This is a genomic window from Arthrobacter yangruifuii (genome assembly GCF_009192775.1).
Lineage (GTDB): Bacteria > Actinomycetota > Actinomycetes > Actinomycetales > Micrococcaceae > Arthrobacter_B > Arthrobacter_B yangruifuii.
In genome coordinates this window covers 1,110,645-1,132,505 of sequence record NZ_VTFX01000001.1, presented here as the reverse complement: position 1 = coordinate 1,132,505, position 21,861 = coordinate 1,110,645, and the positions used below count along the sequence as shown (strand labels likewise).

Here is a 21,861-nt window from a genome sequence, read left to right as displayed (position 1 = left end):
GGCAGTCGGCTGCGGCGGAACACCGGAGTGCTCCGCCGCGCCCGGTTAGTTGCCCTCTTCTGCCGGAGCGGTGGCTTCGTCGGAGGGCGCTGTGGCGCCCGGCTCGGCGGCGTCTCCGCCCGTCGAACCCTCCATCCGCTCCTGTGCTGCCGTGGCCCGGGTGATGGCATCCTGGAGCCGTGCCTGCGCTTCGCCGTACGCTGCGAAGTCGCCGCGGCCAAGGGCTGCCTGGCCGTCCTGGATGGCCTGTCCGGCGTCGGAAAGGGCTGTTGACAGCTCCGACTGGGCCGTGACGTCCGTCCCCTCCGGAGCCGGCGGCGTGGCTCCGACGTTGCCGGAATCCCCTGTGGAGGCACCGGAGTCACCGCCGAAGATCTGGTTCAGCGCTTCATCCAGGGTCGGGGCGAAGCCGACCTTCTCGCCGAAGTTGACCAGTACGCGCTGCAGCGTCGGGTATGACGCTTCACCGGAGGACTGGACGTAGACCGGCTGGACGTACAGGATGCCGTCGCCGACCGGGAGGGTTAGCAGGTTGCCGTTGATGACTTCCGAGGCACCCTGGCGCAGGAGGTTCAACGCGTTGGAAACGGTGGGATCCGAGTTGAACGTGTTCTGCGCCTGGCCCGGCCCGGGAACGCCCGTGTCGGTGGGCAGTGCCAGCAGTCGGAGCTTCCCGTAGGTGTCACTCTTGACGCCCGCCTCACCGGTGCCGGCATCCGCATCGGCGGAAAGGAACCCGTACAGGACGTTGCGGGGGTCCCCGCCCTCATTCACGAAGGGAATGAACGGCGTGGTCAAGGAGAAGGTTGCCTCGTCCTGTCCCGGCATCTGCAGCGACAGGTAGTACGGAGGCTGCTTGATATTGCCGTTGCCGCCCGTGGGATCCGCAGGAACACTCCACGCGTCATCGTTCTGGTAGAAGGAATCCGGTTCGGTGACATGGTACTTGCCGAGCAGCTCGCGCTGGACCTTGAACTGGTCCTCCGGGTAGCGGACGTGCGCCAGCAGGTCCGCCGACATGTCGCTGTACTTCTTCAGGGTGGAGGGGAAGACGCTCTGCCAGGACTGCAGCAGCGGATCCTCGGTGTCCCAGGCGTACAGCTCCACGGAACCGTCATAGGCGTCAACCGTGGCCTTCACCGCGTTGCGGATGTAGTTCACCTGTTCCTGCGGCAGGGCCGCAGCGCCGGGGGTCAGGGAGTCAGTGGTGGCGTCCTGTAGCTCCTGCTGCGTGGAGTACGGGAAGTACTTGCTGGTGGTGTATCCGTCCACGATCCACTTCACGCGCCCGTCGATGACTGCGGGGTAGGCGTTGCTGTCCACTGTCAGGTACGGGGCAGCCTTCTCCACCCGATCGCGGGGGTCCCGGTCATACAGGATCTGCGATTCCTCGTTGATGGCGTCCGCGAGGAGGAGCTCGGTGGACTGGAACTTGATCGCGTAAACCAGCTGGTTGAACAGATTGCCGACGCTGGGTCCGCCTTCGCCGTTGAAAGTGGTCTGCGATTCCTCTTCGGAGTTACCCGTCTGCGGCCGGTCGATTTCCACCGGAGCAGTGCCCTCGGGGGCACCGACCACCGAGTACTGCGGGGAGTTCTCCCCGAAGTAGATCCGCGGCTCGTAGGCTCCGCCGTCGGTAAGGACGCCCGTGGAGGGGATCCCGGACTCCATGAAGCTCGGCTTGCCGTCCGGCCCCACGGTCGAACCGCGTGCCGCCACCACGCCGTAGCCGTGCGTGTAGAGGATGTGTTCATTGACCCAGCCGCTGGGCACCCCGCCGACGTTCAGTTCGCGGACGGCAATGACGGTGTCCTGTATCTCGCCGTCGATCTCGTACCGGTCCACGTTCAGGGTCTGGGGGAACTGGTAGTACTGGCGGAACTGCTGCAGCTGGCCGAACGCGTCCGAGACGACGTTCGGGTCCAGCAGCCGGATGTTGGCAGTGGTGCCGGCGTCCTGGGCGAGGGCTCCGGGGTTGGCGTTCACCGTGGCGTCGTAGGGGATGACCTCGGTGTCGGTCAGCCCGTAGGCCTCGCGGGTGAGGTCGATGTTGCGCTGGATGTACTCGCGCTCAAGGCTCAGTTCCGAGGGCTGGACCTGGTAGCGCTGGACGATCCACGGGTAGACACCGCCGGCCACGATGGCCGTGATGATCAGCATGGCGGTACCGATGATGGGCAGGCGCCAGCGGCCGATGATCGCCGAAAGGATGAACAGGACGGCAACAATGACCGAAGCAACGGCCAGGATGGCCTTCGTCGGGATGACTGCTTCAACGTCGGTGTACAGGGCACCGGTCCAGGTTCCGGAGGTGCTCAGCAGCGTGTCGTAGCGGTCCAGCCAGAAGTTGATGCCCTGCAGGATCAGGAACGCAGCGGCGATGACGGCCAGGTGGATGCGGGCCGGGCGGCTCACGAACACGCCCTTCTCCTCCAGCCGGATACCGCCGTAAAGGTAGTGGGTCATCAGCCCGGCAATACCGGCGATGACGACGACGCTGATCAGGAACCCCACGAGGAAACCGATAAACGGCAGGGTGTTCAGGTAGAAGCTGTAGTCCATGTTGAACTGCGGATCGGTCTTGCCGAAGTCCCGCCGGTTGAAGAAGAGCAGGGCCTGCTGCCACATGGACATCGCGGCTGTGCCGGCAAAGCCGCCCACCACAATCGGAATACCGATCATGAGCAGTTTGCGGACCGGTTCCAGCTGGGCCTGGTAGCGGTTTAGGTTGTCCTGCAGGGCACTGTCGGGCGCATAGATCGGCCGCGAGGTATAGGCAACGCGGATGCTGGCGAACACGCCGGCGGCCATCACGACGAAGGCGGCCAGGAACATGGCGATCCTGGTCAGGTTCTCCTTGACGAAGACTTCCAGGTAGCCCAGCTGGTCGTACCAGAGGATGTTTGCATATACCTGGGAGAAATACACAAAGCCAATAACCAGAACGGCAACAACTATCAGCGTGGCGATCAGCGGGCTGCGCCGCCGTCGCCTGCCGACGGCCGTGGCCGCGCCGGGTGGGGAAAATGGGCCGTTTGGTCCGGAAGTCACAGTTACCTCATCGTTCGGTGCGTCGGCTCGCGGCCTTTCCGGAATGCACCGGCGGAAGCATCTTCGGGTCTTGATTCACCGTCCAGATCCCCGCCGGATGGCCCGGAAGCCGTCCTTTGAACCATTCTGCCTTGGATTACTCCGCGGCGGCCACTTCGACCGGATGCCGCAGGCAACCTTGTCCCGATCGTAACTACGGCAGGGCCCCTGCCACTAGGGGGTGCACTGCGGCAGGTCCGCTGCACTCCCGCCGGCAGCAAGCTTTTCGACGGCGTTGATGGCCTCGTCCAGGGTAGAAACACGCACCACGTCCAGGCCGTCGGGAACATGTCCGACCACTTCGCCGCAGTTGTCCGCAGGCGCCAGGAAGTACTCGGCGCCGGCGTCGGACGCCCCGATGAGCTTCTGCCGGATCCCGCCGATGGGGCCGACGTTGCCCGCCGCGTCGATGGTGCCCGTCCCGGCGAAGTGTTTGCCGCCCGTCATGGACTCCGGGGTGAGCCGGTCCACGATCCCCAGCGCAAACATCATTCCCGCCGACGGTCCGCCCACCTGTTCCATTCCAGCGCCGATGCTGACGTCAAAGGGAAATTCGAAGGACGTCGCCAGTTCGATGCCCAGCTGGTACGTGCCGGAGTCGGATTGCCGCGGCGTCACGGATTCGGTCACTTCGTTCCCGTCCCGCCGCACCGTGATCTCGGCAGCCGTGCCGCCGCCGTCGTTCAGTACCGACCGCAGGGTGTCGATGCCGTCGATCCGGGTGTCCCCCACCGCGACCACTGTGTCTCCGGCCTGCAGCACGCCTTCGGCCGGTGCGCCTTCAACCACGGCGGCAACGGTGAGTTCCTGGGTGTATCCGATGTCGAGGTGCGTCAGGGCAGCGGCGGTGGCGGCCTCCTGCGACGACGTCATGGCAGCGGCGTTTTCCTCATCCACCTCGTCACTGGTGGTTCCCGGCGCATAGAGGAATTCGGTGGGGTACACGACGTCGTTGGTGTCCACCCAGCCGCCCAGCGCCTGGAAAATGCTGATGTTGGTGCTGGGTCCGCCGGAAACGTAGACCGTGGTCAGGTCCAGCTCACCGTCGGTGGGGTAGCTCGGCCGCCCCTCGATCTGGATGATCTCCGAGTCCCCGGCGCTGCCCAGCGTGTTGAACGTCGGCCCGGGGGACTCCACCACGTACTGCGCCGGCAGCAGCAGGCCGGCAGCACCGAGTACGACGGCGAGCGCTCCGGCGACGAGCATGGCGCGGGACCGGGCTGTGCGTTTCGCCGGTCCCGGGCGTCCGGCGCCCAGGCCCTGGTACGGATAGACGGAATAGCTGCCGTCCGGCAGCGGAGCCGGGACGGGCTCCCCGGATGCGGGGGTGTCCGGGCTGCCGTGCGCCGGGGTCCTGCTGTCGTCATGGGAGGGGCGCAACTGACCAACCTTTTCCTGCGCTCGGGTGCTGTCTCGTGTGCTGTACGGAGCCGGGCCCGCCTTCGGGCTGCCGACCCTGCAAGCCTACGCCCGGCTCCCGCCCCGCCCGTGCAGGGCAGGCTTTGCCGACAGCGAACGAAACAGGCCGTGCGGGACAGGGCTTGGCCCCTGCCGGTAACGTAAGGGGAATATGCTCGGCGGTTGCCGGGCATCGAAGGCCGAATTTTCCGCTTTATTTTCTTCCACAGGACCGGTGGTTACTCCATGAGCTCCAATCCATCCGACCGCGGGGACGACCCGCAGGATCCGCTGTCCGAAATGCTGGCGCGCCTGTTCGGCGCCGGCGGAGCGGGCGGCATGGATCCTTCCGAGCTGGCCAAGGCCGCCGGACTGCCCTCGGACCCCAACGCGATGGCGATGATCTTCCAGCAGGTCCAGGCCATGTTCAGTGCCTCCTCGGACGGGCCCGTGAACTGGCAGCTCGCCAAGGACAACGCCCGGCGGGTGGCGGCCACCGGCAGCGACCCGTCCACCGGCCCCACCGAAGCCCGCGAGGTTGACGAGGCGCTGCATCTGGCAGAGCTCTGGCTGGACCCCGCCACCGATTTTGCCTCCACCGCCGGCCTTGGCCGCGCCTGGTCCCGGGCCGAATGGGTGGAAGCCACCATGGATTCCTGGCGCCGCCTGACCGAACCTGTGGCCGTGAGCATCTCCGAAGCCCTCTCCAACGCCATCACCACGCAGATGCCCGAAGAGATGAAGTCCATGATGGGCGGGGCATCCTCCATGCTGGCGAACATGGGCGGGGCGATGTTCGGCATCCAGCTCGGCCAGGCAGTGGGGGCACTGTCCAAGGAAGTAGTCAGTTCCACCGACATCGGGCTGCCGCTGGCCGCCGGAACCATGGCGCTGCTGCCTGCCAACGTTGCCGCGTTCGGCGAAGGGCTGGATGTCCCCGAAGCGGAGATCCGCCTGTACCTGGCGGTCCGCGAAGCTGCGCATGCCCGTCTCTTCGCACGGGCCCCCTGGTTGGCATCGCATCTGTTCGGCACCATTGAAAGCTACGCCCGCGGCATCCACATCGATATGTCCAAGATCGAGGAAGCCGCCCGGGACATTGATCCGTCCAACCCGGAATCCATCCAGTCCGCCCTTTCCGGCGGGGTCTTCCAGCCCCAGCGCACCCCAGCGCAGGACGCCGCCCTGGAACGGCTGGAGACCGCTCTGGCCCTGGTGGAAGGCTGGGTGGACGAAGTCACCGCAGCCGCCACGGCAAACCTTCCCTCGGCGGGTGCCCTGCGCGAAATGATCCGGCGGCGACGTGCCAGCGGCGGCCCCGCAGAGCACACCTTCGCTTCCCTGGTGGGCCTGGAGCTGCGTCCGCGGCGGCTGCGCGATGCCGCCGCCCTCTGGGCACACCTGACGGAGGAACGCGGCATTGAAGGCCGCGACGCCATCTGGCAGCACCCGGACCTGATGCCCACGTCCGAGGACCTGGACGATCCGAAGGGCTTCAGCCGGCGGCGGGAGCTGCTGGAAGCTGCCGACTCCGATGTTGATGCTGCACTGAAGCGCCTGCTCGACGGCGGATTCGACACTCCGGCGGAGGCATCCGAAGAGACTGCTTCCGACGCCCCCGAGGCAGGAAGCACCGACGGCGGTGCCGACGAATCCGGCTCTGACGGCGGGACCGGCGGCAATGATGAACCCGGCAGTGACGACGGGACCGGCAACGGCGGGGACGACAGGCCCGGCGTCGGTTAGTCCGGCCAGCACGTCCCCCTAACTACTCCAGAGGCAGCAGCCTCTGGAGTAGTTGCGTTTAACGTGCCGTCAATCCTCCTCTGCCTCCCCGGTGTCCTCCCCCGCGTCCCCGGTGTCCTCCCCCATTTCGCCCCGCAGGCCGCGCGCACTGGCGAAAGCGGCACCGGAGAGGAAGGCCTTGGCGGTCTCGGTCTGCGGATAGCTTTCCAGCAGACGCCAGAAGGCCGGACCGTGTGAGGGCACGAGCAGATGCGCGAGTTCATGAAGCAGCACATAGTCGACCACCCACTGGGGCATGCCCTGCAGTTTGTCGGACAGCCGAATGGTTCCCCTGGCCGGGGTGGCGGATCCCCAGCGCGAGTTCTGGTTGCTGACCCAGCGGACGGACCGGGGGCGGGCCCGTCCGGACAAATAGGTCCGCGACAGTCCGCGGGCACGCAGCATCAGGTTCCCCTCAGCGGCCTCCGGATCCGCCTCACCTGCGACGCGTTCTTCCAGCCGCGCCACCATCTTCCGAACCCATTCCGCTTCCTGCGCGGCGGAGAAATGCGCGGGAATGGAGATCAGGGCGACCCCGTCCCGGAAAACTGCGTTGACGGTCCGTTTGCGCCGGGCGGACCGGCGTACCTGGATGGGTATTCCGCTGCTGGTTACGGCCGGGATGACGGCATCAACGATCTGTTGAGGGGAAGGCATATTCCAAGCGTAGCGGCCGCCGCCGACACCTCTGCAGCCTGTGGATAACCCCGTGCGCTCCGGTCCGGCGTGCCAGCATGGTCACCTGCCCGGCCGAACGGGCTGTGCCGCCGGACCCGGAAGACGCCGGCGGGAAGGACCAGAGCGAGGGAGCCGGACATGCGGATCAATCCTGGAATTCATGTGCTCGAAGTTTCACCGGGTGCCCGGCAGCTGGGGATCGGCCCGGGGTCCCTGCTGCTGCGCAACCTGCAGGATGCAGACGCCGCGTTTCTGGCGGTCCTGCGCCAGGGGGTTCCGGACGGGACGGAGCAGGAAGCGGCCGCCGGCCTGTCCCTGCCTCCGGAGCGTGCCGCTTCGCTGCTGCAGGTTCTGGACCCGCTGTTGGTACCCCATGACGGTACAGCGGACCCCATCCCCTCGCTGCGTTCGGAACGCCTGTTCCCCGATTCGCAGCGGCTCTCCTCCGCCTACCGGGTCAACGGTGAAGAATCCATCCGGAGGCGGGCCACGGCGGCGGTGTCCGTTGACGGGCTGGGACGTGCCGGTGCCCTGCTGGCGCGAACCCTTGCCTCCGCCGGCATTGGAACCCTGATGCTGGCGGACCCGGCGGTGGTGTCCCCGGCGGACGTCGGCGCTGCCTACGCCATGACGGACATCGGGATGAACCGCGCCGCTGCCGTCAAACGGCACCTGTTCCGGGTGGACCCCACTGTCCAGGTGCTGACCGTGTCCGCCGTCCGGGGCGGGCAGGTCCCAGCCTCGGTGGATCTCGCAGTCACCGTCCGTGCGGTGGGTTCCACGGCATCGGAACGGCAGCAGGAGCAGGGCGACGGCAGCGTTCCGCGGCTGATAGTGACCGCGCAGGAAGCCGGATGGGACATTGGACCGCTGGTGGTCCCCGGGCTGACGCCGTGCCTGGAATGCCTGGACCGGCACCGGGCAGACACGGATCCGGGCTGGTATGCCGCCGCCGGCGCCCTTGGACAAAGGCAGGAGCAGGCATCCGCCTCCTCCGCGCCCTCCGCGTCCTCCGCCGCGCCGTCGGGTCCGGAGGGAGAGGAGCTGTCCGGATCCGTGATCGCCGCCGGAGCTGCCGCCATGGCCGCACTGGTATTCCTGGACGGCATTAACCAGCCGGCGGTGCTCTCCGCGGTCCTGCAGCTGCGGACATCCGACGGCTACCCGCAGCTGAAAAAGCTGGACTACCATCCCGCCTGCGGCTGCCGGCTGCAGCGCCGGACCCGGGTGGCATAGCCGCAGGGCCGGGCCGGGGAGCGCCGGAGCTAGGCTTCGGCGCTCTCCGACAGCACCTTCAGGACTGCCTCGCCGTACCGCTCCAGTTTGGACGGTCCCACCCCCGGCAGGGTGGCCAGGCGGTTCAGGGACGGCGGGCGGTCTTCGGCAATGGCAACCAGCGTGGCGTCGGTAAACACCACAAAAGCGGGGATGCCGGCTTCGGACGCTGCTTCGCGGCGCCATTCGCGCAGCGCTTCGAAGGTGGCTTCCTCGTAGGTCACGGGGCAGTCGCCGCAGCGCCCGACCTTGCGTTCGGCACCCGTCGTCAGCAGGACGCCGCAGATGCGGCACTTTGCCGGTCCGGCGGGCTTCCGCCGGGTCTGCCGGGCCGGGCCGGCGGTCCGGCCGGCGTCCCGTTCAGTTCGGGGCCGCAGCCCGTCCAGGAACCGTGAGGGTTTCCGGTTGGCCCGTCCGCCCGGCGTCCGGGCCGTGGACCAGGACAGGGAGAGGTGTTCCCTGGCACGGGTAATCCCGACGTACAGCAGCCGCCGTTCCTCATCGACGGCTTCGGGGGTATCGGCAAAGGAAATGGGCATCAGGCCTTCGCTCAGCCCCACCAGGAACACGGCGTCCCATTCCAGGCCCTTCGCAGAGTGCAGGGATGCGAGGGTGACCCCTTGGACCCGCGGCGCGTGCTGGGCGGCGGCCCGTTCTTCGAGCTCGGCCACGAAGTCCTGCATCGTGAAGATGCTGTCCGGATCGCGGGTCCGGGTGGCCTGCAGCTCTTCGGCCAGGGCTACGAGAGCGGCGAGCGATTCCCACCGCTCGCGGGTGGCGCCGCCGCCTGCCGGGGCCTCGGCGGTGTAGCCCAGCGAGGCCAGAATGTCCCGCACCAGCTGCGGCACGGGTTCGTTGCCCACGGAACGTGACGCGGCGCGCAGCTGCAGCACTGCGTCGCGGACCTCGCGCCGGGCGAAGAACCGTTCGCCGCCGCGGAGCTGATAGCCGACGCCGGCCGAGGCCAGCGCCTGTTCGTAAGCCTGGGACTGCCCGTTGGTGCGGAAAAGGACAGCAATCTCGCTGGCCTGGACGCCCTGCGCCATGAGCGCCTTGATGGAGGACGCTACGTGCGCTGCCTCGGCCTCGTCGTCGGCGCATTCGGTGAACGTCGGCTCCGGGCCAGCCGGCCGCTGGGCCACCAGCTCCAGCGGCGTGGGCCATGGCGGTGCGGTCCGGTTCCGCTCCCCTTCGGCCGTGCGGGCCGCCAGGATGCGGTTCGCCAGACCGACCACCTGGGGTGTGGAACGGTAGTCGCGGACCAGTTTGACGACGTCGGCACCCGGAAACCGCGTGGTGAAGTCGAGCAGGTGCCGCGGGGTGGCACCGGTGAAGGAGTAGATGGTCTGGCTTGAATCGCCCACCACGCAGAGTTCGTCGCGGGATCCCAGCCAGAGGTCCAGGAGCCGCTGCTGCAGCGGCGAAACGTCCTGGTATTCGTCCACGACGAAGTGCCGGTACTGATCGCGGACCATTGCCGCCACCCGTTCGTCCTCCTGCAGGATCCCCACCATGATGAGCAGGACATCCTCGAAATCAATGATGTTGCGGTCCACCTTGACGTCCTCGTAGGACTGGAAGATCCGCGAGATGGCAGTCAGGTCGAATCCTGCCGGGGGTTCCCGGTCCGCGGCTGCCTTCACGTAGCTGTCCGGGGTGAGCATGGAAACCTTTGCCCATTCGATTTCCGCTGCCACGTCCCGGATCGCGGCGCGGTCCGTGGACAGCCGGAGGCGCCGGGCGGCTTCTGCGATGATCTGGGCCTTGTGGTCCAGCAGCCCGGGCATCGCTCCGCCCACGGTGTGCGGCCAGAAATACTGCAGCTGCTTCAGGGCGGCGGCGTGGAATGTCTTGGCCTGCACGCCGCCGGAGCCGAGGTCCCGCAGCCGGGTCCGCATTTCCGCCGCGGCGCGGGCGGTGAAGGTCACCGCCAGCACCTGCTGCGGCTTGTAGACGCCGGTGGCCACGCCGTAGGCCATCCGGTGGGTGATGGCACGGGTCTTGCCGGTGCCGGCCCCTGCCAGGACGCAGAGCGGACCGGTGAGGGTGGTGGCTACCGCGCGCTGCTCGTCGTCGAGCCCTGCCAGGATTCGTTCTTCGGGTGATTCACTGCTCATGCGCGGGCGTTGGCCTCCGGTTCAATAATGGTCCCGCCGTACCAGCGCTCGATGAGGTTCCGTGCGATGGAAATGGGGCCTGCAATGGTAATTTCGCCGCTCAGCACGGCTTCGGCGAGTTCGGTGCGGCTGAACCAGCGGACGTCGGACATTTCGACGCCGTCGGCCCGTGCTTCGGTCGTCACGGCCCGGGCCGTGAAACCCAGCATCAGTGAACACGGGAAAGGCCACGGCTGCGACCCCAGGTACTGCGGGTTGTGGACAACCACGTTCGACTCTTCCGCAACCTCGCGGATGACTGCGGCTTCCAGGGACTCGCCGGGCTCCACGAAACCGGCCAGGGTGGAATACCGGTTGCCGGCCCAGGCGGCCGCCGAGCCCAGCAGGATGCGGTCCTCCTCGTCAACCACCGCGACGATGATGGCAGGGTCGGTGCGCGGGAAGTGGGAGCTGTCATCCTCAGGGCAGCGGCGCACCCATCCGCCCTGTTCCGGGACGGTCTTCGCCCCGCAGCGCGGGCAGTGGGTATGCACGGCGTGCCAGTTGGCGACTGCCGCTGCCTCGACGAACAGTCCGGCGTCCAGCCCGCCCAGGTCGGTGGCCGATTCGCGCAGGCTGACCCAGACGGCGCCGTCGACGGCGAGCGCGGGATCCGGTTCGGGCAAAGTCATCAGCACGATGTCGGTGCCCAGCGGAACCTGGGCGTGCTCAAGGGTCCGGCCCAGATACACGGGATCATCCCCGAAGCCCTTCGCCGGCGGATCCAGGAGCACCAGGACGCCGTCACGGACCAGGGCGCGGTTGCCGGCCAAATACATGACGCGGGTTCCGGCGTCGGCGCGGATGGTCTCGAAATGGTCCGGGTCGACCCGGCGGTCCGACCCCCGGTCCACGGCCGTCCGGGCCAGCGGTAACAAACCCAAGGGAGAAACGTGTGCTGCCGGTGCCGGGATACTCATACCACCTACCGTACTGACTCCCTCCCCCCAAACTGTAGTTGGCCCCCGATGTCGCGCCCGGTCTGAGTTTTTCCTCACGGTTTAGGCGACTCGCCGCCCGCCAATGGTTATTCAGAGCACATCTGCCCCTACGGTTGAACATGTGAAACGGACCCCCATGGAATTGGCTGCAATGGCCAGCGCTGCCGTCCCAGGGCTGAGCCCTACCGGCGTTGCCGGTTCCCCGGACGACGCTGCGGATTTTGACGCTGCGCTGCTGATCGACGACGCCGGCCGCAGATGGCGCGTCCGCTCCCCCAAACATCTCGAGGCCAGCATGCGCCTGGAGACCGAACTGCTGGTACTGCGCACGTTTGTGCCCGCGGTCCGGGCCGAACTGCCGTTCGCCCTGCCGTACGTGGCGGGGACCGTCCGCCAGGGTGATCTATGCACTTTTGTGTATTCGCACCTGCCCGGCACTATCCGCAGCATCGATTCACTCGTGACGTCCGGGCGTTCCGTGGCCGCGGACATTGGACGCGCGATGGCAGCCATCCACGCCATCCCCCGTGAACTGGTCACTTCCGCGGACCTGCCGAGCTATACCGCGAACGAGTTCCGCCAGCGGCGGCTGAACGAGCTGGACCAGGCTGCGACCACCGGCAAGATCCCTTCCATCCTGCTGCGTCGTTGGGAACACGCGCTCGAGGACGTCTCGCTCTGGCGGTTCAAGCCCACCGTGGTCCACGGCGACCTGCATGAAGACAACATCCTGCTCAGCGGCGAGCGGGTCAGCGCCGTGACCGGCTGGACCGATCTCCGGGTCGGCGATCCGGCGGATGATTTTGCGTGGCTGGTTGCCGCGAATGACCCCCGCTTGACCGAGAACGTGCACGCCGCCTACCTGGCGTCGAGCAAGGACCCCGAAGATCCGCATCTGATCCGCCGCGCAGCACTGTCCGCGGAATTTGCCCTCGCCCAGTGGCTGGTGCGCGGTGTCGCCGCAGAGAACTCCGTCATGGTGGACGAAGCCGTCGAAATGCTCGGCACCCTCGAGGAGGATGTCCGGGCACAGGAGGCGTCCGACAGGCGTGCAGACGAGGCCCGCGCTGCCGAAGCCCGGGCGTCCGAGGCCCGGGCGTCCGAGGCCCGCGCTGCGGAAGCCCGGGCAGCCGAGGCCCGCGCTGCGGCAGCGGCTGCCGCTGTCCAGCCGGCCGCCAAAGTTACGGTCGTCCCCATCGCTCCGGACACTGCTCCCGTGGTGTCCGGTGCGGCCGCCGACGGCACTGCAGCCGGCAGCGGTTCCGCAGCATCGGCACCCAGGACAGTCACCCCGGCGGGCCGCGGGGTGGCCAAACCGAATCGTGCCCCGTCGCTCCGTGCGGAATCCGTCTCCGGGAAGGGCCCACAGACCGGCACGGATCGGAACGCGGGCGCCTCTCCGGACGGCGCGGACCATGCGTCCACCAGCCGAGATGAGGATGCGGACGCAACCGGCGGCGATGCTGCCGGCACCGAGACGACCGCAATCCCCCTAACGCCGGTTCCGGACAAGTAACCGGGCCTACTCCGCACTCCGGTGCCCCGCCGATTTCCGGCGGGGCACCGTTTTTCTTTCATCAACCCCCTTGCCATGTCCCGGTTCCGGCTCTAGGTTAGTTACATCAGTAATGAACCAAGCAAGTAGCGAACCACTCGGTCCCGCACCTGGGTCCCGGGGAGGAAAACACGGGAGCCGCTTTGATAGATGACAGCAGGCCGATCTTCCAGCAGATCGCCGAACGCGTCGAAGGCGACATCCTTGACGAAACCCTCAAGGAGGAAAGCCAGGTGCCTTCCACCAATGAGTTCGCAGCCTTCTACCGGATCAACCCGGCGACGGCGGCCAAGGGCATCAATCTCCTCGTGGATGAGGGAATCCTCTATAAGCGCAGGGGCATCGGCATGTTCGTAGCGCCCGGGGCCAGGGAATCCGTCCTCAAAAAGCGGCGGGAACAGTTCTATGAGCAGTACGTCCGACCGCTGACAATCGAAGCGCGGAAGCTGGGTATTGACGGCACCCAGCTCGCCGGATTGATTCAGCGCAGCGCCGTCGACACCGAAGGGAGCATGGCGCCATGACTGCCGGCACCGCGAACGTGATAGAAACCCGGAACCTGACACGCCGTTACCGGGACCAGCTAGCGCTCGACAATGTTGACCTGGATATCGCCGGCGGCCGCATTTACGGGCTGCTCGGACGCAACGGGGCGGGCAAAACCACGCTGATGTCCATCCTCACGGCCCAGGGCTTTGAGTCTTCCGGCGAGGTACGGGTTTTCGGAGAACACCCCTTCGAAAACGACCGGGTGCTGCGCCGGCTGTGCTTCGTCCGCGAATCGCAGAAGTACCCGGATGATTTCACCGCTGCAAACGCTTTCGCATCGGCCGGGCTGCTGTATCCCAACTGGGATGCCGGGTTCGCCGCCTCGCTGGCGGAGGAATTCTCGATCCCGGTCAAGCGGCGCTTGAAGAAACTTTCCCGCGGCCAGCTGTCCGCCGTCGGAGTGGTTCTCGGACTGGCATCGCGGGCGGACATCACCTTCTTTGACGAACCCTACCTGGGGCTGGACGCCGTGGCCCGGCAGATCTTCTACGACCGGCTGGTCGAAGACTTCGCCGAACATCCGCGCACCATCATGCTTTCCTCGCATCTGATCGACGAGGTCGCGCTTCTTCTGGAGCATGTGATCGTGATTGACAGCGGCAGGATTGTCCTGAATGACGACGCGGAGAACATCAGGGGCAGTGCCGTGACCATCACCGGCACGGCGGACGTCGTCGAGGCCTTCATCGCCGGGTATCCGGTGCTGCACCGCGAAGCCCTGGGGTCCCTCGTCTCGGCGACGGTGGAGCAGCGGCTCGACGACGCCGGGCGTCGGGAGGCCGCTGAGCTTGGGTTGCAGCTGACACCTGTATCCCTGCAGCAACTCATTGTCCGCAAGACGCTGCAGGCAGATGGCGCAGAGAAGCCGTCCGGCACTGCAGCAACCGACAGCTTGGAGGCCTTCCGATGAACCGTGCAGTAGCCGTGGCGCGGATACAGCTGACCAACAAATGGATCTACCTGTGGATTCCGCTGATTATCCTGGCCTCCTCCACGCTGATTTCGCTGGCCATCTTCGCGATGATCCCGGGCGATGCCTCGAACATCATTTCGGGCTCCGGGCAGGCCGTGATGTGGTACTTCTTTGCCCTGGGCATCCAGTCCATGACCCTGCTCTTCCCCTTCTCACAGGCCCTCAGCGTCAGCCGGCGTGCCTTCTACATCGGCACGATCGGGTTGTTCTCCCTGGTCGCCCTGGCTCTCGCGGTCCTGTACTGGGTACTGGGGCTGGTGGAGCAGGCGACCGACGGCTGGGGCATGAAGGGCGCCATCTTCGCCATCCCGTGGATTGCCGAGGGCGCCTGGTACACCCAGATCCTCTTCTATTTCGCGGTCACCATCCTGCTGTTCCTGCTGGGCTTCTGGAGCTCGACCATCTACAAGCGGTGGCGGACGGTTGGACTGACGGCAGCACTGGTGGGTGCCGGCGCCGTCCTGCTGGGAATCGTCGCACTGATCACCTGGCGGGAGGCCTGGGCTTCCGTCGGCGCCTGGATAGTGGAACTGACGCCGCTGTCACTCGCCGGCTGGGTGCTTGCCACCGGTGCGCTGCTTGCCCTCACGTCGTACGCCACGCTTCGGCGAGCCGTGCCCTGACCCCCGGTTCCCCTCACCGACCCCGTCCGCCGGATCAGAACCCGGCGGACGGGGTTTTGGCTGCCTCCCGGATGATTTCCTCCAGCTCGGCCTCCCCGGCCAGGTTGTAGGGCCGGATCAGCTTGTCGGCAGCCACGTAGTAGAACGCGGCCCGCACCTTCTCCAACGGGACCCCCTTGAGCCGTGCCCAGGCGAGCCGGTAGACAGCCAGCTGGACGGACCGCACGTCAAGCTTCTGTGACGACGGCGGGGCACCTGTTTTCCAGTCGATCAGGTCCCAGGTTCCGTCCGCGTCCTGGAACACCGCGTCAATCCGGCCGCGGACGACGACGGTGTCCACCTTGGTCTCCACCGGCACCTCGATGAAGGCAGGCGTCCGCTGTGCCCAGTCCGAGGCCTCGAACGTAGCGATCATGTCCTCCAGCTGATAGGCCTCGTCCACGTAGGCGTCGGCAGCCCCCGGGTACTCGTCGATGTCCAGCATCCCGCTGGTGCCGAAGAACTCCTCGACCCAGGCGTGGAAGGCCGTACCCTTGCGGGCGGCCATGCCCGGTTGACGGGGAACCGGCCGGCGAAGCTGCCGGGTGACCTCGGCCGGGTCGTCCAACAGGTCCACCAGCATGGAGGCCGAGATGTGGGCCGGCAGTTCCACCTGCACCACTTCGTTCGGCGGCCGGTGCCGGGCCAGCACCAGCTCCGTTTCCCGGCTCCAGCGTCCGGGTCCCTGCTCCCGGCTTCCGGTGTTTGCCGCAAGGCGTCCCGCGGACTCCAGCACCGCGTCAGCCGCGGTTTCCATCGCCGCCCGGCGCCCTCCGAGCGGATCGACCGGCCACATGGCCCGCTCCGCCTCGGCATTGGCAGGGTTTTCCGTCCCTTCGTCTTCGGACGGGACCCAGTGCAGGAGCCGGTACCCCGCGGCACCGGCCTGTTCCAGGTCATACAGGACCTGCAGATACGGAGAGATTCCCAGTGGCTTGGACCGTCCGCCGCCCCAGGCGGAGGAGGTGCAGATCAGCACGGACTTGGCACGGGTGAACGCCACATAGGCCAGCCGCCGTTCCTCGCGTTCCGCGTGGCCTTTGGCATCTTCGCTGAAGAGCTTTTCGCTTTCCAGCCAGGACTTCTGGTCCACCTGTTCCCAGTCCCACTCCGGCAGGTCCAGGCTGTCCCCGCGAAGCGTCCACGGGATGGACGAATCCCCGCTGCTCCAGCGCGAGTCCTTATCGCTGGGGAACGAGGCCTGGTTCAATCCGGGAACCACCACTATGTCCCATTCCAAACCCTTGGACGCGTGGACGGTGAGGAGCTGCACCGCTTCCCGGCTCGGTTCCAGCGGCGTGACGGGCAGGCCGTTTTCTTCGGAGTTCGCCGCTTCCAGCCAGGCGAGGAACGCGGCAAGGTCCACCCGTTCCGCGGAGGAGCTGAACGTGGCCGCAGCGTCGATGAACGCATCAAGGTTCCGCCGGGATTCGTGCAGGGTGACGCCGGGTTTCGCCGCCACCTCGATGTCCAGCAGGATCCGGCGTTCCACCTCGCCGATCAGCGTGGTCAGGTCCTCGCCGACAAAACCGCGCAGGTCCCGCAGCTCGTTGCGCAGCTGGGTCAGGCGCCTCAGGCCCTCCTCGGAGAGGGACCGCCCGGCGCTGGAGATCCACCCTGGGCGCGGCAGGGAATCCACGGCTTCGACGAGGCTGCCGGCCTCCACCAGGTCCGCTTCCACCACAGGGTCCGGGCCTTCGTCCGGGCCGTGGATATCGGCGGCGTCGGCCACCCGGACGGCCCGCTCACGGACCCGGACCAGATGCCGGGACCAGTCCGCCAGCGCCATCAGGTCCGCCGGCCCGATCCGCCACCGCGCTCCGGCAAGGATCCGGAGCATGGAATCCGAACGTCCCGGATCGCCCAGGACCCGCAGCACGGCGAGCAGGTCAACAACTTCCGGTGTGGACAGCAGCCCGCCCAGGCCGACAATCTGCACCGGGATGCCGCGCAGCTCCAGTTCCCTGCGGATCGGCTCGAACTGCTTGCGCCCCCGGCACAGCACCGCCACGGTGGGCCGCACGGGCTGGTTGCGTTCGTCCCGTTCAAAGGCCCGGTTCCGGTGGAAGGCCACCTGCTCCGCCACGGCCTCGGCCTCGCCCAGGATCCGTCCGGGCACGTCCTTGCCGGGTTCCACCGACACGTCGCTCAGGTAACGGCCCAGGTACACCTCGCCGACGGGGGCGTTGGTCCTGGCCTGCAGCTCGGGCACATGCGGCAGCCGCTGGTGTTTGAGCCACGGAGCTACGCCGTTCAACGGTTCGGACACGGTGTTGGCGGCAGCCAGCACCGAGGTGGAGTTGCGCCAGGCGATCGACAGGTTCGCCAGCGGCGCCAGTTCGCGGCCGGTGTCGGTGAACAGGGGGAACTTCTCCCGGAAGGTGCCCAGCTGCCCGGCGGAAGCACCGCGGAACCCGTAGATGGACTGGTGGGGATCCCCGACGGCGGTGACGGACCGGCCGTCGCCGAACAGCTTGGAGAAGAGGACCATCTGTGCGTGGGAGGTGTCCTGGAACTCATCCAGCAGCACCACCTTGTACTTGGTGCGTTCCATCTCCACCGCCTCGGGGATGGTGGCCGCAATCCGGGCGGCCAGTTCCACGAGGTCGCCGAAGTCCAGCTGCCTGCGTTCCGCCTTGGCGCGCTGGTAGGCCTCCACCAGCTCCGTGACGGAGATGCGCGTCCGCAGCCGGTTGATCAGCTTCCGGGCCGCCTGGGTGGGCTCCTTCGGCTTGCCGTACTGGTAGGGCAGGGCAGAGACCGCGTCCACATGGGCAGCGAGTTCGGCACGGACCTGGGCCGGGGTGCGCAGGTGCTCGGAGCATTCACCGGCCATCTGCAGCACCGCACCGACCAGCGTGGATTTGGCAGCGGTGAAGTGCTCGTAGTCTCCGGCGTAGGCCTCCACCACCTCATTGGCCAGCTGCCAGGACTGTGCGCCGCCCAGCATCACGGAATCGCGTTCCACACCGATACGCAGGCCGTAGTCGTTCACTATCCCGTTGGCATAGGAATGGTAGGTGGAAACGCTCGGTTCCATCCGTTCCTCGCCGTCTCCGGCTGTGTCAGGGTCCGCGGCGCCGCCCGGTCCGGCGTCGAGCCGCGAGTAGAGCAGGTTCAGGCGCGCACGGATGCGCGAGGCAAGCTCGCCGGCCGCCTTCCGGGTGAAGGTAACCCCCAGGATCTGCTCGGGCCGGACCAGCTCGTTGGCCACCAGCCAGACCACCCGGTCCGCCATGGTCTTGGTCTTACCCGATCCGGCACCGGCGATCACCAGCAGGGGTTCGAGGGGGCCTTCGATGATGCCGATCTGGTCCTCGGTGGGGTACTGCACCGGCGAGTTTGGATCGGTGTGCAGCAGTTCCGCCAACTCCCGGGCGGAGTACTTCGGGACGGGCGCGGCCTGCGGCAGCCCGCCGGGTACCTCGTCGGTTACGGACGCACTCACTCGGTGACCTGCTTTCCTTCAGCACAGAGGGGACAGATTTCGGGCAGCCGGCAGCCGTTGCCGCCAAAGCCGCTGCGGCTCGGATCATGGACCGTTTCAAAGAATGCCGCGGACATTAAGGCGGCCGCCTTACGGACCATCTCCCGTGCCGTGGTGTCCTCCGGGTCCAGGGGCGGCTGTTCCTGCACGGACACCCCCTTGTTGGTGGTGCCCAGCTGCACCAGGGCCGCGCCCCCGGGCACCGGGGGTGCGTCCGGCAGTGCCCCCTCGCGGACCGCTTCCTGATACGCGGCAAGCTGCGGGTGGGCCAGCAGATCGTCCTTTTTGGGGGCGGATTTGCCGGTCTTCAGGTCCACGATGAACAACCGTCCGTCCTCATCGACCTCCAGACGGTCAATCTGGCCCCGCAGGAGCGCGGTCCGGACGGCGCCGTCGATCTCCACCGGCAGTTCCACCTCGAAGTCCTTTTCGACCGCGACGAGGGATCGGCCGCTGCGGCGCATGGTGATGACGTACTCAGCCAGCTTCCGGACCATGGTTTCGGCCCGCTGGTAATCCATCTGCCCTTCCCAGTTGTCCTTCATGCCCAGGGACGGCCAGCGTTTCTGCAGTTCCTGCACGTATTCGCTGCCGGCAGCGTCAGGCATGTCCTGTGCAATGGAGTGCACCAGGGTGCCCAGGGACCGGGCGAAGTCGGTGGCCTGCTCGCCGCCGGCCGCGGAGACGAACCAGCTCAGGGGGGACTTCAGCACGGCGTCAACCTTGGACGGCGACACCGGGATCCGTGCGTCCGGGGGAAGGATCGCGGCGGTGCTGGACAGCGGCGCGAGTCCCCACCACTTGTCCGGGTGGGCTCCCGGGACCGGAACGGGATGGTTCACCATGGTGCCCAGGTGATGGATTGCTTCGGCGGCCAAGTCCGGATCTTCGTCGGGCTGCTGGGCGTACCGGCGCAGTTCGGCCACCAGCGAGCGCAGCGTGTGCGGCCGCAGCACTTCGGTGCGGGGACGTTTTTCCGTACCCGGCGCCAACGGTGCCACCAGGTCGAGGAAGGAGGAGGGCTGTTCGTCCTCGGAAGAGACAGCGGTGCAGATCAGCACCTCGCTCGCCCGCGAAATGGCGGTGGAGAAACTGCGCAGCTCGTCGAAACGTATCGCCTGCATCAGCGTCAGCGGGCTGCGGTGGGCACGGAAGTTGTCACCGTGCTCCACGGCTGCGACCAGCTCCCCGCTCCCCAGCAGCTCGCCGCGCAGACGCAGGTTGGGCCACACGTCCTGCTGGATTCCGGCGACAATCACCATCGGCCATTCCCGGCCGGCGGCACTGGCCGGGGTGAGCAGCTCAACGGCCTCGCGCCGCTGCGCGCGGGCGGCCAGGGTATCCATCGGCAGTTCGGAGCTGGTGAGGTAATCCAGGAACTGGGCCGGCGTGGAGCCGGGCAGCTGGTCGACATAGCGTTCGGCAGTCTGGAACAGGGCCATGATTGCGTCCAGGTCCCGGTCCGCGCGGGACGCACCGGGGCCGCCGGAGAGGGCCGTTTCCGCCCAGCGCTTGGACCAGCCGGAGACGGACCAGAGGGCCCAAAGGACCGTCTCCGCGGTGGCGCCGGGTTCGCGGGCGGCTTCCCTCCCTGCGGCGAGCATCGCGGAGATGCGCTGGGCGGCCGGACGCGCATCCCAGCTCAGCCCGGCCAGTGCCCGCCCGGACTCCGATTCGGGGTCCAGCAGGGACTCGACCAGCAGTGCGTCGCTGGTCCGTCCGCCTCCTGCGCTGCGCTCTTCGCGGCGCAGCGCCTGCCGCAGCCGGCGCAGTTCCAGCGTGCTCGCGCCGCCGATGCGTGAAGTCAGCAGGGATACGGCCAGCTCGGGGGTGAGCAGTTCCGGATCCAGCACGACGGCGAAGGCGTCCAGCAGCGGGCGGACGGCGGCTTCATCCCGCACTGCCCGTTCCGCAACGGGTACCTTGACCTCAATCCCCTGTCCCGTGAGGTAGCGCTGGAGAGCGGCCAGCTGGGCGCCGGTCCGGACAATGACGGCGATGTCCTCGAGCGAGCGGCCCTGCAGCAACTGGGCCTCCAGGATCCGCTGCGCCACATAGCGCTGCTCGTGCATGGGGGTGTCCACGACGTGTGCCTCGGCGGTGCCCGCGGCGGGTGCTGACGGTGTTTCCGCTGCGGGGTTGGCGGCATTGAGCTCGAAGGCCCGGCCGGCGGAGTCCGCTGCGGCGTCAGGTTCCGGGGTTGTCCGGGTCTGCGCTGCGCTGCCGCTCCCGGGCGTCTTCCCGACGGACCGGGCGTCCGCTACGGCGGTGCGGTAGGAGGGCAGGGAGCCGACCACGGAAATCCGGGAGGCGGTCCGGGTCCAGGCCCCGGCCAGGGAGCCGGTCAGGCGGTGCGAGGTCGTCAGGACACGGGTCTGCAGCCGGCCGTCGAAGCGCTCGGCCAGCCTGCCCACCAGGTCCGGGCGCGCACCGCGGAAACCCTGCACCACGGTGTCGGGGCAGGCGGCCGCGATGGAATCTCCGGTGCCTGCCAGCAGGGCATACAGGCTGTGGATGGCGGGGTTGGCTTCCTGCAGGTCATCCACCAGCACCACCTGCTGGCGCTCCTGTTCTGCGGCCAGGAACTCCGGATCCGAGTGCAGGATGTTCAGCGCCGAGGTAATGATGCCTGCCGGGTCGAAGGACTCGGGCATGCGCAGGTCCAGGACGTCCCGGTACTCGGCGTACAACCCGGCGGCCGCAACCCAGTCCGGGCGGCCGTACCGCTGCCCCAGGCTGCGCAGTTCGTCGGCGGAGATGCCGTACTCGATCACCCGGTCGAAGAGCTGGCGGATTTCCTGCCGGAAGCCGCGGGTACCCCGGGCCATATCCAGGCTGTCCGGCCAGGGAAGTTCCGGCACCCCCTGCTGGCCGTGTCCGGCGAGCAGTTCCTTGATGATGACGTCCTGCTCAGCACCGGACAGAAGCTTCGGGGCCCGGGTGAGGTAGGGCAGCCGGCCTTCGGTCTTGGCGCGGCGGATCAGGTCAAAGGCGTAAGAAGCCCAGGTGCGGGCGGGTGCGGTACTCAGGGTTCCCTGCAGCCGGGCCGAAAGCGCGTCCCTGAGCCCGGCGGCCGCAAGCCGGGAGGGGGCCAGCATCAGCAGGCGGGACGGGTCCAGTCCGTCGCGTCCAATCCGTGCGACGGCGGCTTCCACCAGGACGGTGGATTTGCCCGTGCCCGGGGCGCCGAGGACCAGAACGGGGCCGCTTCCCGTGGGCAGGTCCACGACGGCCTGCTGGTCCGCGCTGAGCCGGGGCGCAGCTGACGCACCGGCGGCCGGTCCTACGAGTTGGAGTTCAACGTTCATGGTT

At 67.6% G+C, this 21,861-nt stretch carries 13 protein-coding genes; 6 read left to right on the top strand and 7 right to left on the bottom strand.

Going from position 1 to position 21,861, the window contains the following annotated elements:
• Nucleotides 1–45 precede the first annotated feature (45 nt).
• Nucleotides 46–3,051, bottom strand: a complete 3,006-nt coding sequence (locus GD627_RS05480) for a UPF0182 family membrane protein (protein WP_425481883.1) — start codon at nucleotides 3,049–3,051, stop codon at nucleotides 46–48.
• Nucleotides 3,052–3,264: 213 nt separating this feature from the next.
• Nucleotides 3,265–4,470, bottom strand: a complete 1,206-nt coding sequence (locus GD627_RS05475; RefSeq protein ID WP_152271614.1) for a YlbL family protein — start codon at nucleotides 4,468–4,470, stop codon at nucleotides 3,265–3,267.
• 264 nt (nucleotides 4,471–4,734) lie between these two features.
• On the opposite strand from GD627_RS05475, the gene GD627_RS05470 reads away from it, so the two are divergent.
• Nucleotides 4,735–6,234 carry a zinc-dependent metalloprotease gene (locus GD627_RS05470; protein WP_152271613.1) on the top strand — a complete coding sequence of 500 codons (1,500 nt, stop codon included), beginning with the start codon at nucleotides 4,735–4,737 and terminating at the stop codon, nucleotides 6,232–6,234.
• 69 nt (nucleotides 6,235–6,303) lie between these two features.
• Here GD627_RS05470 and GD627_RS05465 read toward each other — a convergent pair whose 3' ends face one another.
• Nucleotides 6,304–6,930: a M48 family metallopeptidase gene (locus GD627_RS05465; RefSeq protein WP_152271612.1), complete on the bottom strand. Its 627-nt coding sequence runs from the start codon at nucleotides 6,928–6,930 to the stop codon at nucleotides 6,304–6,306.
• Nucleotides 6,931–7,089: 159 nt separating this feature from the next.
• On the opposite strand from GD627_RS05465, the gene GD627_RS05460 reads away from it, so the two are divergent.
• On the top strand, nucleotides 7,090–8,187 hold the full coding sequence (locus tag GD627_RS05460) for a ThiF family adenylyltransferase (RefSeq protein WP_152271611.1): 1,098 nt from the start codon (nucleotides 7,090–7,092) through the stop codon (nucleotides 8,185–8,187).
• 29 nt (nucleotides 8,188–8,216) lie between these two features.
• On the opposite strand, the gene GD627_RS05455 is transcribed toward GD627_RS05460, so the two are convergent.
• Both GD627_RS05455 and nudC read right to left on the bottom strand, forming a co-directional pair.
• Nucleotides 8,217–10,343: an ATP-dependent DNA helicase UvrD2 gene (locus tag GD627_RS05455; protein WP_152271610.1), complete on the bottom strand. Its 2,127-nt coding sequence runs from the start codon at nucleotides 10,341–10,343 to the stop codon at nucleotides 8,217–8,219.
• Nucleotides 10,340–11,266 (bottom strand): NAD(+) diphosphatase, encoded by a 927-nt coding sequence (gene nudC / locus GD627_RS05450; protein ID WP_246165319.1) that lies wholly within the window; start codon nucleotides 11,264–11,266, stop codon nucleotides 10,340–10,342. Before nudC ends, GD627_RS05455 begins: the two co-directional genes overlap by 4 nt.
• A 193-nt stretch (nucleotides 11,267–11,459) precedes the next feature.
• Between nudC and GD627_RS05445 the strand changes: the two genes are divergently transcribed.
• From GD627_RS05445 to GD627_RS05430, 4 genes are all read left to right on the top strand, one after another.
• Nucleotides 11,460–12,839: a phosphotransferase gene (locus GD627_RS05445; RefSeq protein WP_425481882.1), complete on the top strand. Its 1,380-nt coding sequence runs from the start codon at nucleotides 11,460–11,462 to the stop codon at nucleotides 12,837–12,839.
• A 182-nt stretch (nucleotides 12,840–13,021) separates the two neighbouring features.
• Complete coding sequence (locus tag GD627_RS05440; RefSeq protein WP_152271607.1) at nucleotides 13,022–13,402, top strand: GntR family transcriptional regulator; 381 nt, start codon at nucleotides 13,022–13,024, stop codon at nucleotides 13,400–13,402.
• Nucleotides 13,399–14,337 (top strand): ABC transporter ATP-binding protein, encoded by a 939-nt coding sequence (locus tag GD627_RS05435; RefSeq protein WP_152271606.1) that lies wholly within the window; start codon nucleotides 13,399–13,401, stop codon nucleotides 14,335–14,337. Before GD627_RS05440 ends, GD627_RS05435 begins: the two co-directional genes overlap by 4 nt.
• On the top strand, nucleotides 14,334–15,023 hold the full coding sequence (locus tag GD627_RS05430; RefSeq protein ID WP_152271605.1) for a hypothetical protein: 690 nt from the start codon (nucleotides 14,334–14,336) through the stop codon (nucleotides 15,021–15,023). Before GD627_RS05435 ends, GD627_RS05430 begins: the two co-directional genes overlap by 4 nt.
• A 34-nt stretch (nucleotides 15,024–15,057) precedes the next feature.
• On the opposite strand, the gene GD627_RS05425 is transcribed toward GD627_RS05430, so the two are convergent.
• Together GD627_RS05425 and GD627_RS05420 are read right to left on the bottom strand one after the other, a co-directional pair.
• Nucleotides 15,058–18,510, bottom strand: coding sequence for an ATP-dependent helicase (locus tag GD627_RS05425; protein WP_152271604.1), 3,453 nt, complete (start codon nucleotides 18,508–18,510; stop codon nucleotides 15,058–15,060).
• On the bottom strand, nucleotides 18,507–21,857 hold the full coding sequence (locus GD627_RS05420; protein ID WP_152271603.1) for an ATP-dependent helicase: 3,351 nt from the start codon (nucleotides 21,855–21,857) through the stop codon (nucleotides 18,507–18,509). The genes GD627_RS05425 and GD627_RS05420 overlap by 4 nt, the downstream gene beginning before the upstream one ends.
• Nucleotides 21,858–21,861: the final 4 nt, after the last annotated feature.

Coding starts and splice junctions, on each gene's coding strand:
- GD627_RS05470 (WP_152271613.1), top strand. CDS start 4,735: ATGAGCTCCAATCCATCCGACCGCGGGGACGACCCGCAGGATCCGCTG.
- GD627_RS05465 (WP_152271612.1), bottom strand. CDS start 6,930: ATGCCTTCCCCTCAACAGATCGTTGATGCCGTCATCCCGGCCGTAACC.
- GD627_RS05460 (WP_152271611.1), top strand. CDS start 7,090: ATGCGGATCAATCCTGGAATTCATGTGCTCGAAGTTTCACCGGGTGCC.
- GD627_RS05455 (WP_152271610.1), bottom strand. CDS start 10,343: ATGAGCAGTGAATCACCCGAAGAACGAATCCTGGCAGGGCTCGACGAC.
- GD627_RS05445 (WP_425481882.1), top strand. CDS start 11,460: ATGGAATTGGCTGCAATGGCCAGCGCTGCCGTCCCAGGGCTGAGCCCT.
- GD627_RS05435 (WP_152271606.1), top strand. CDS start 13,399: ATGACTGCCGGCACCGCGAACGTGATAGAAACCCGGAACCTGACACGC.
- GD627_RS05430 (WP_152271605.1), top strand. CDS start 14,334: ATGAACCGTGCAGTAGCCGTGGCGCGGATACAGCTGACCAACAAATGG.
- GD627_RS05420 (WP_152271603.1), bottom strand. CDS start 21,857: ATGAACGTTGAACTCCAACTCGTAGGACCGGCCGCCGGTGCGTCAGCT.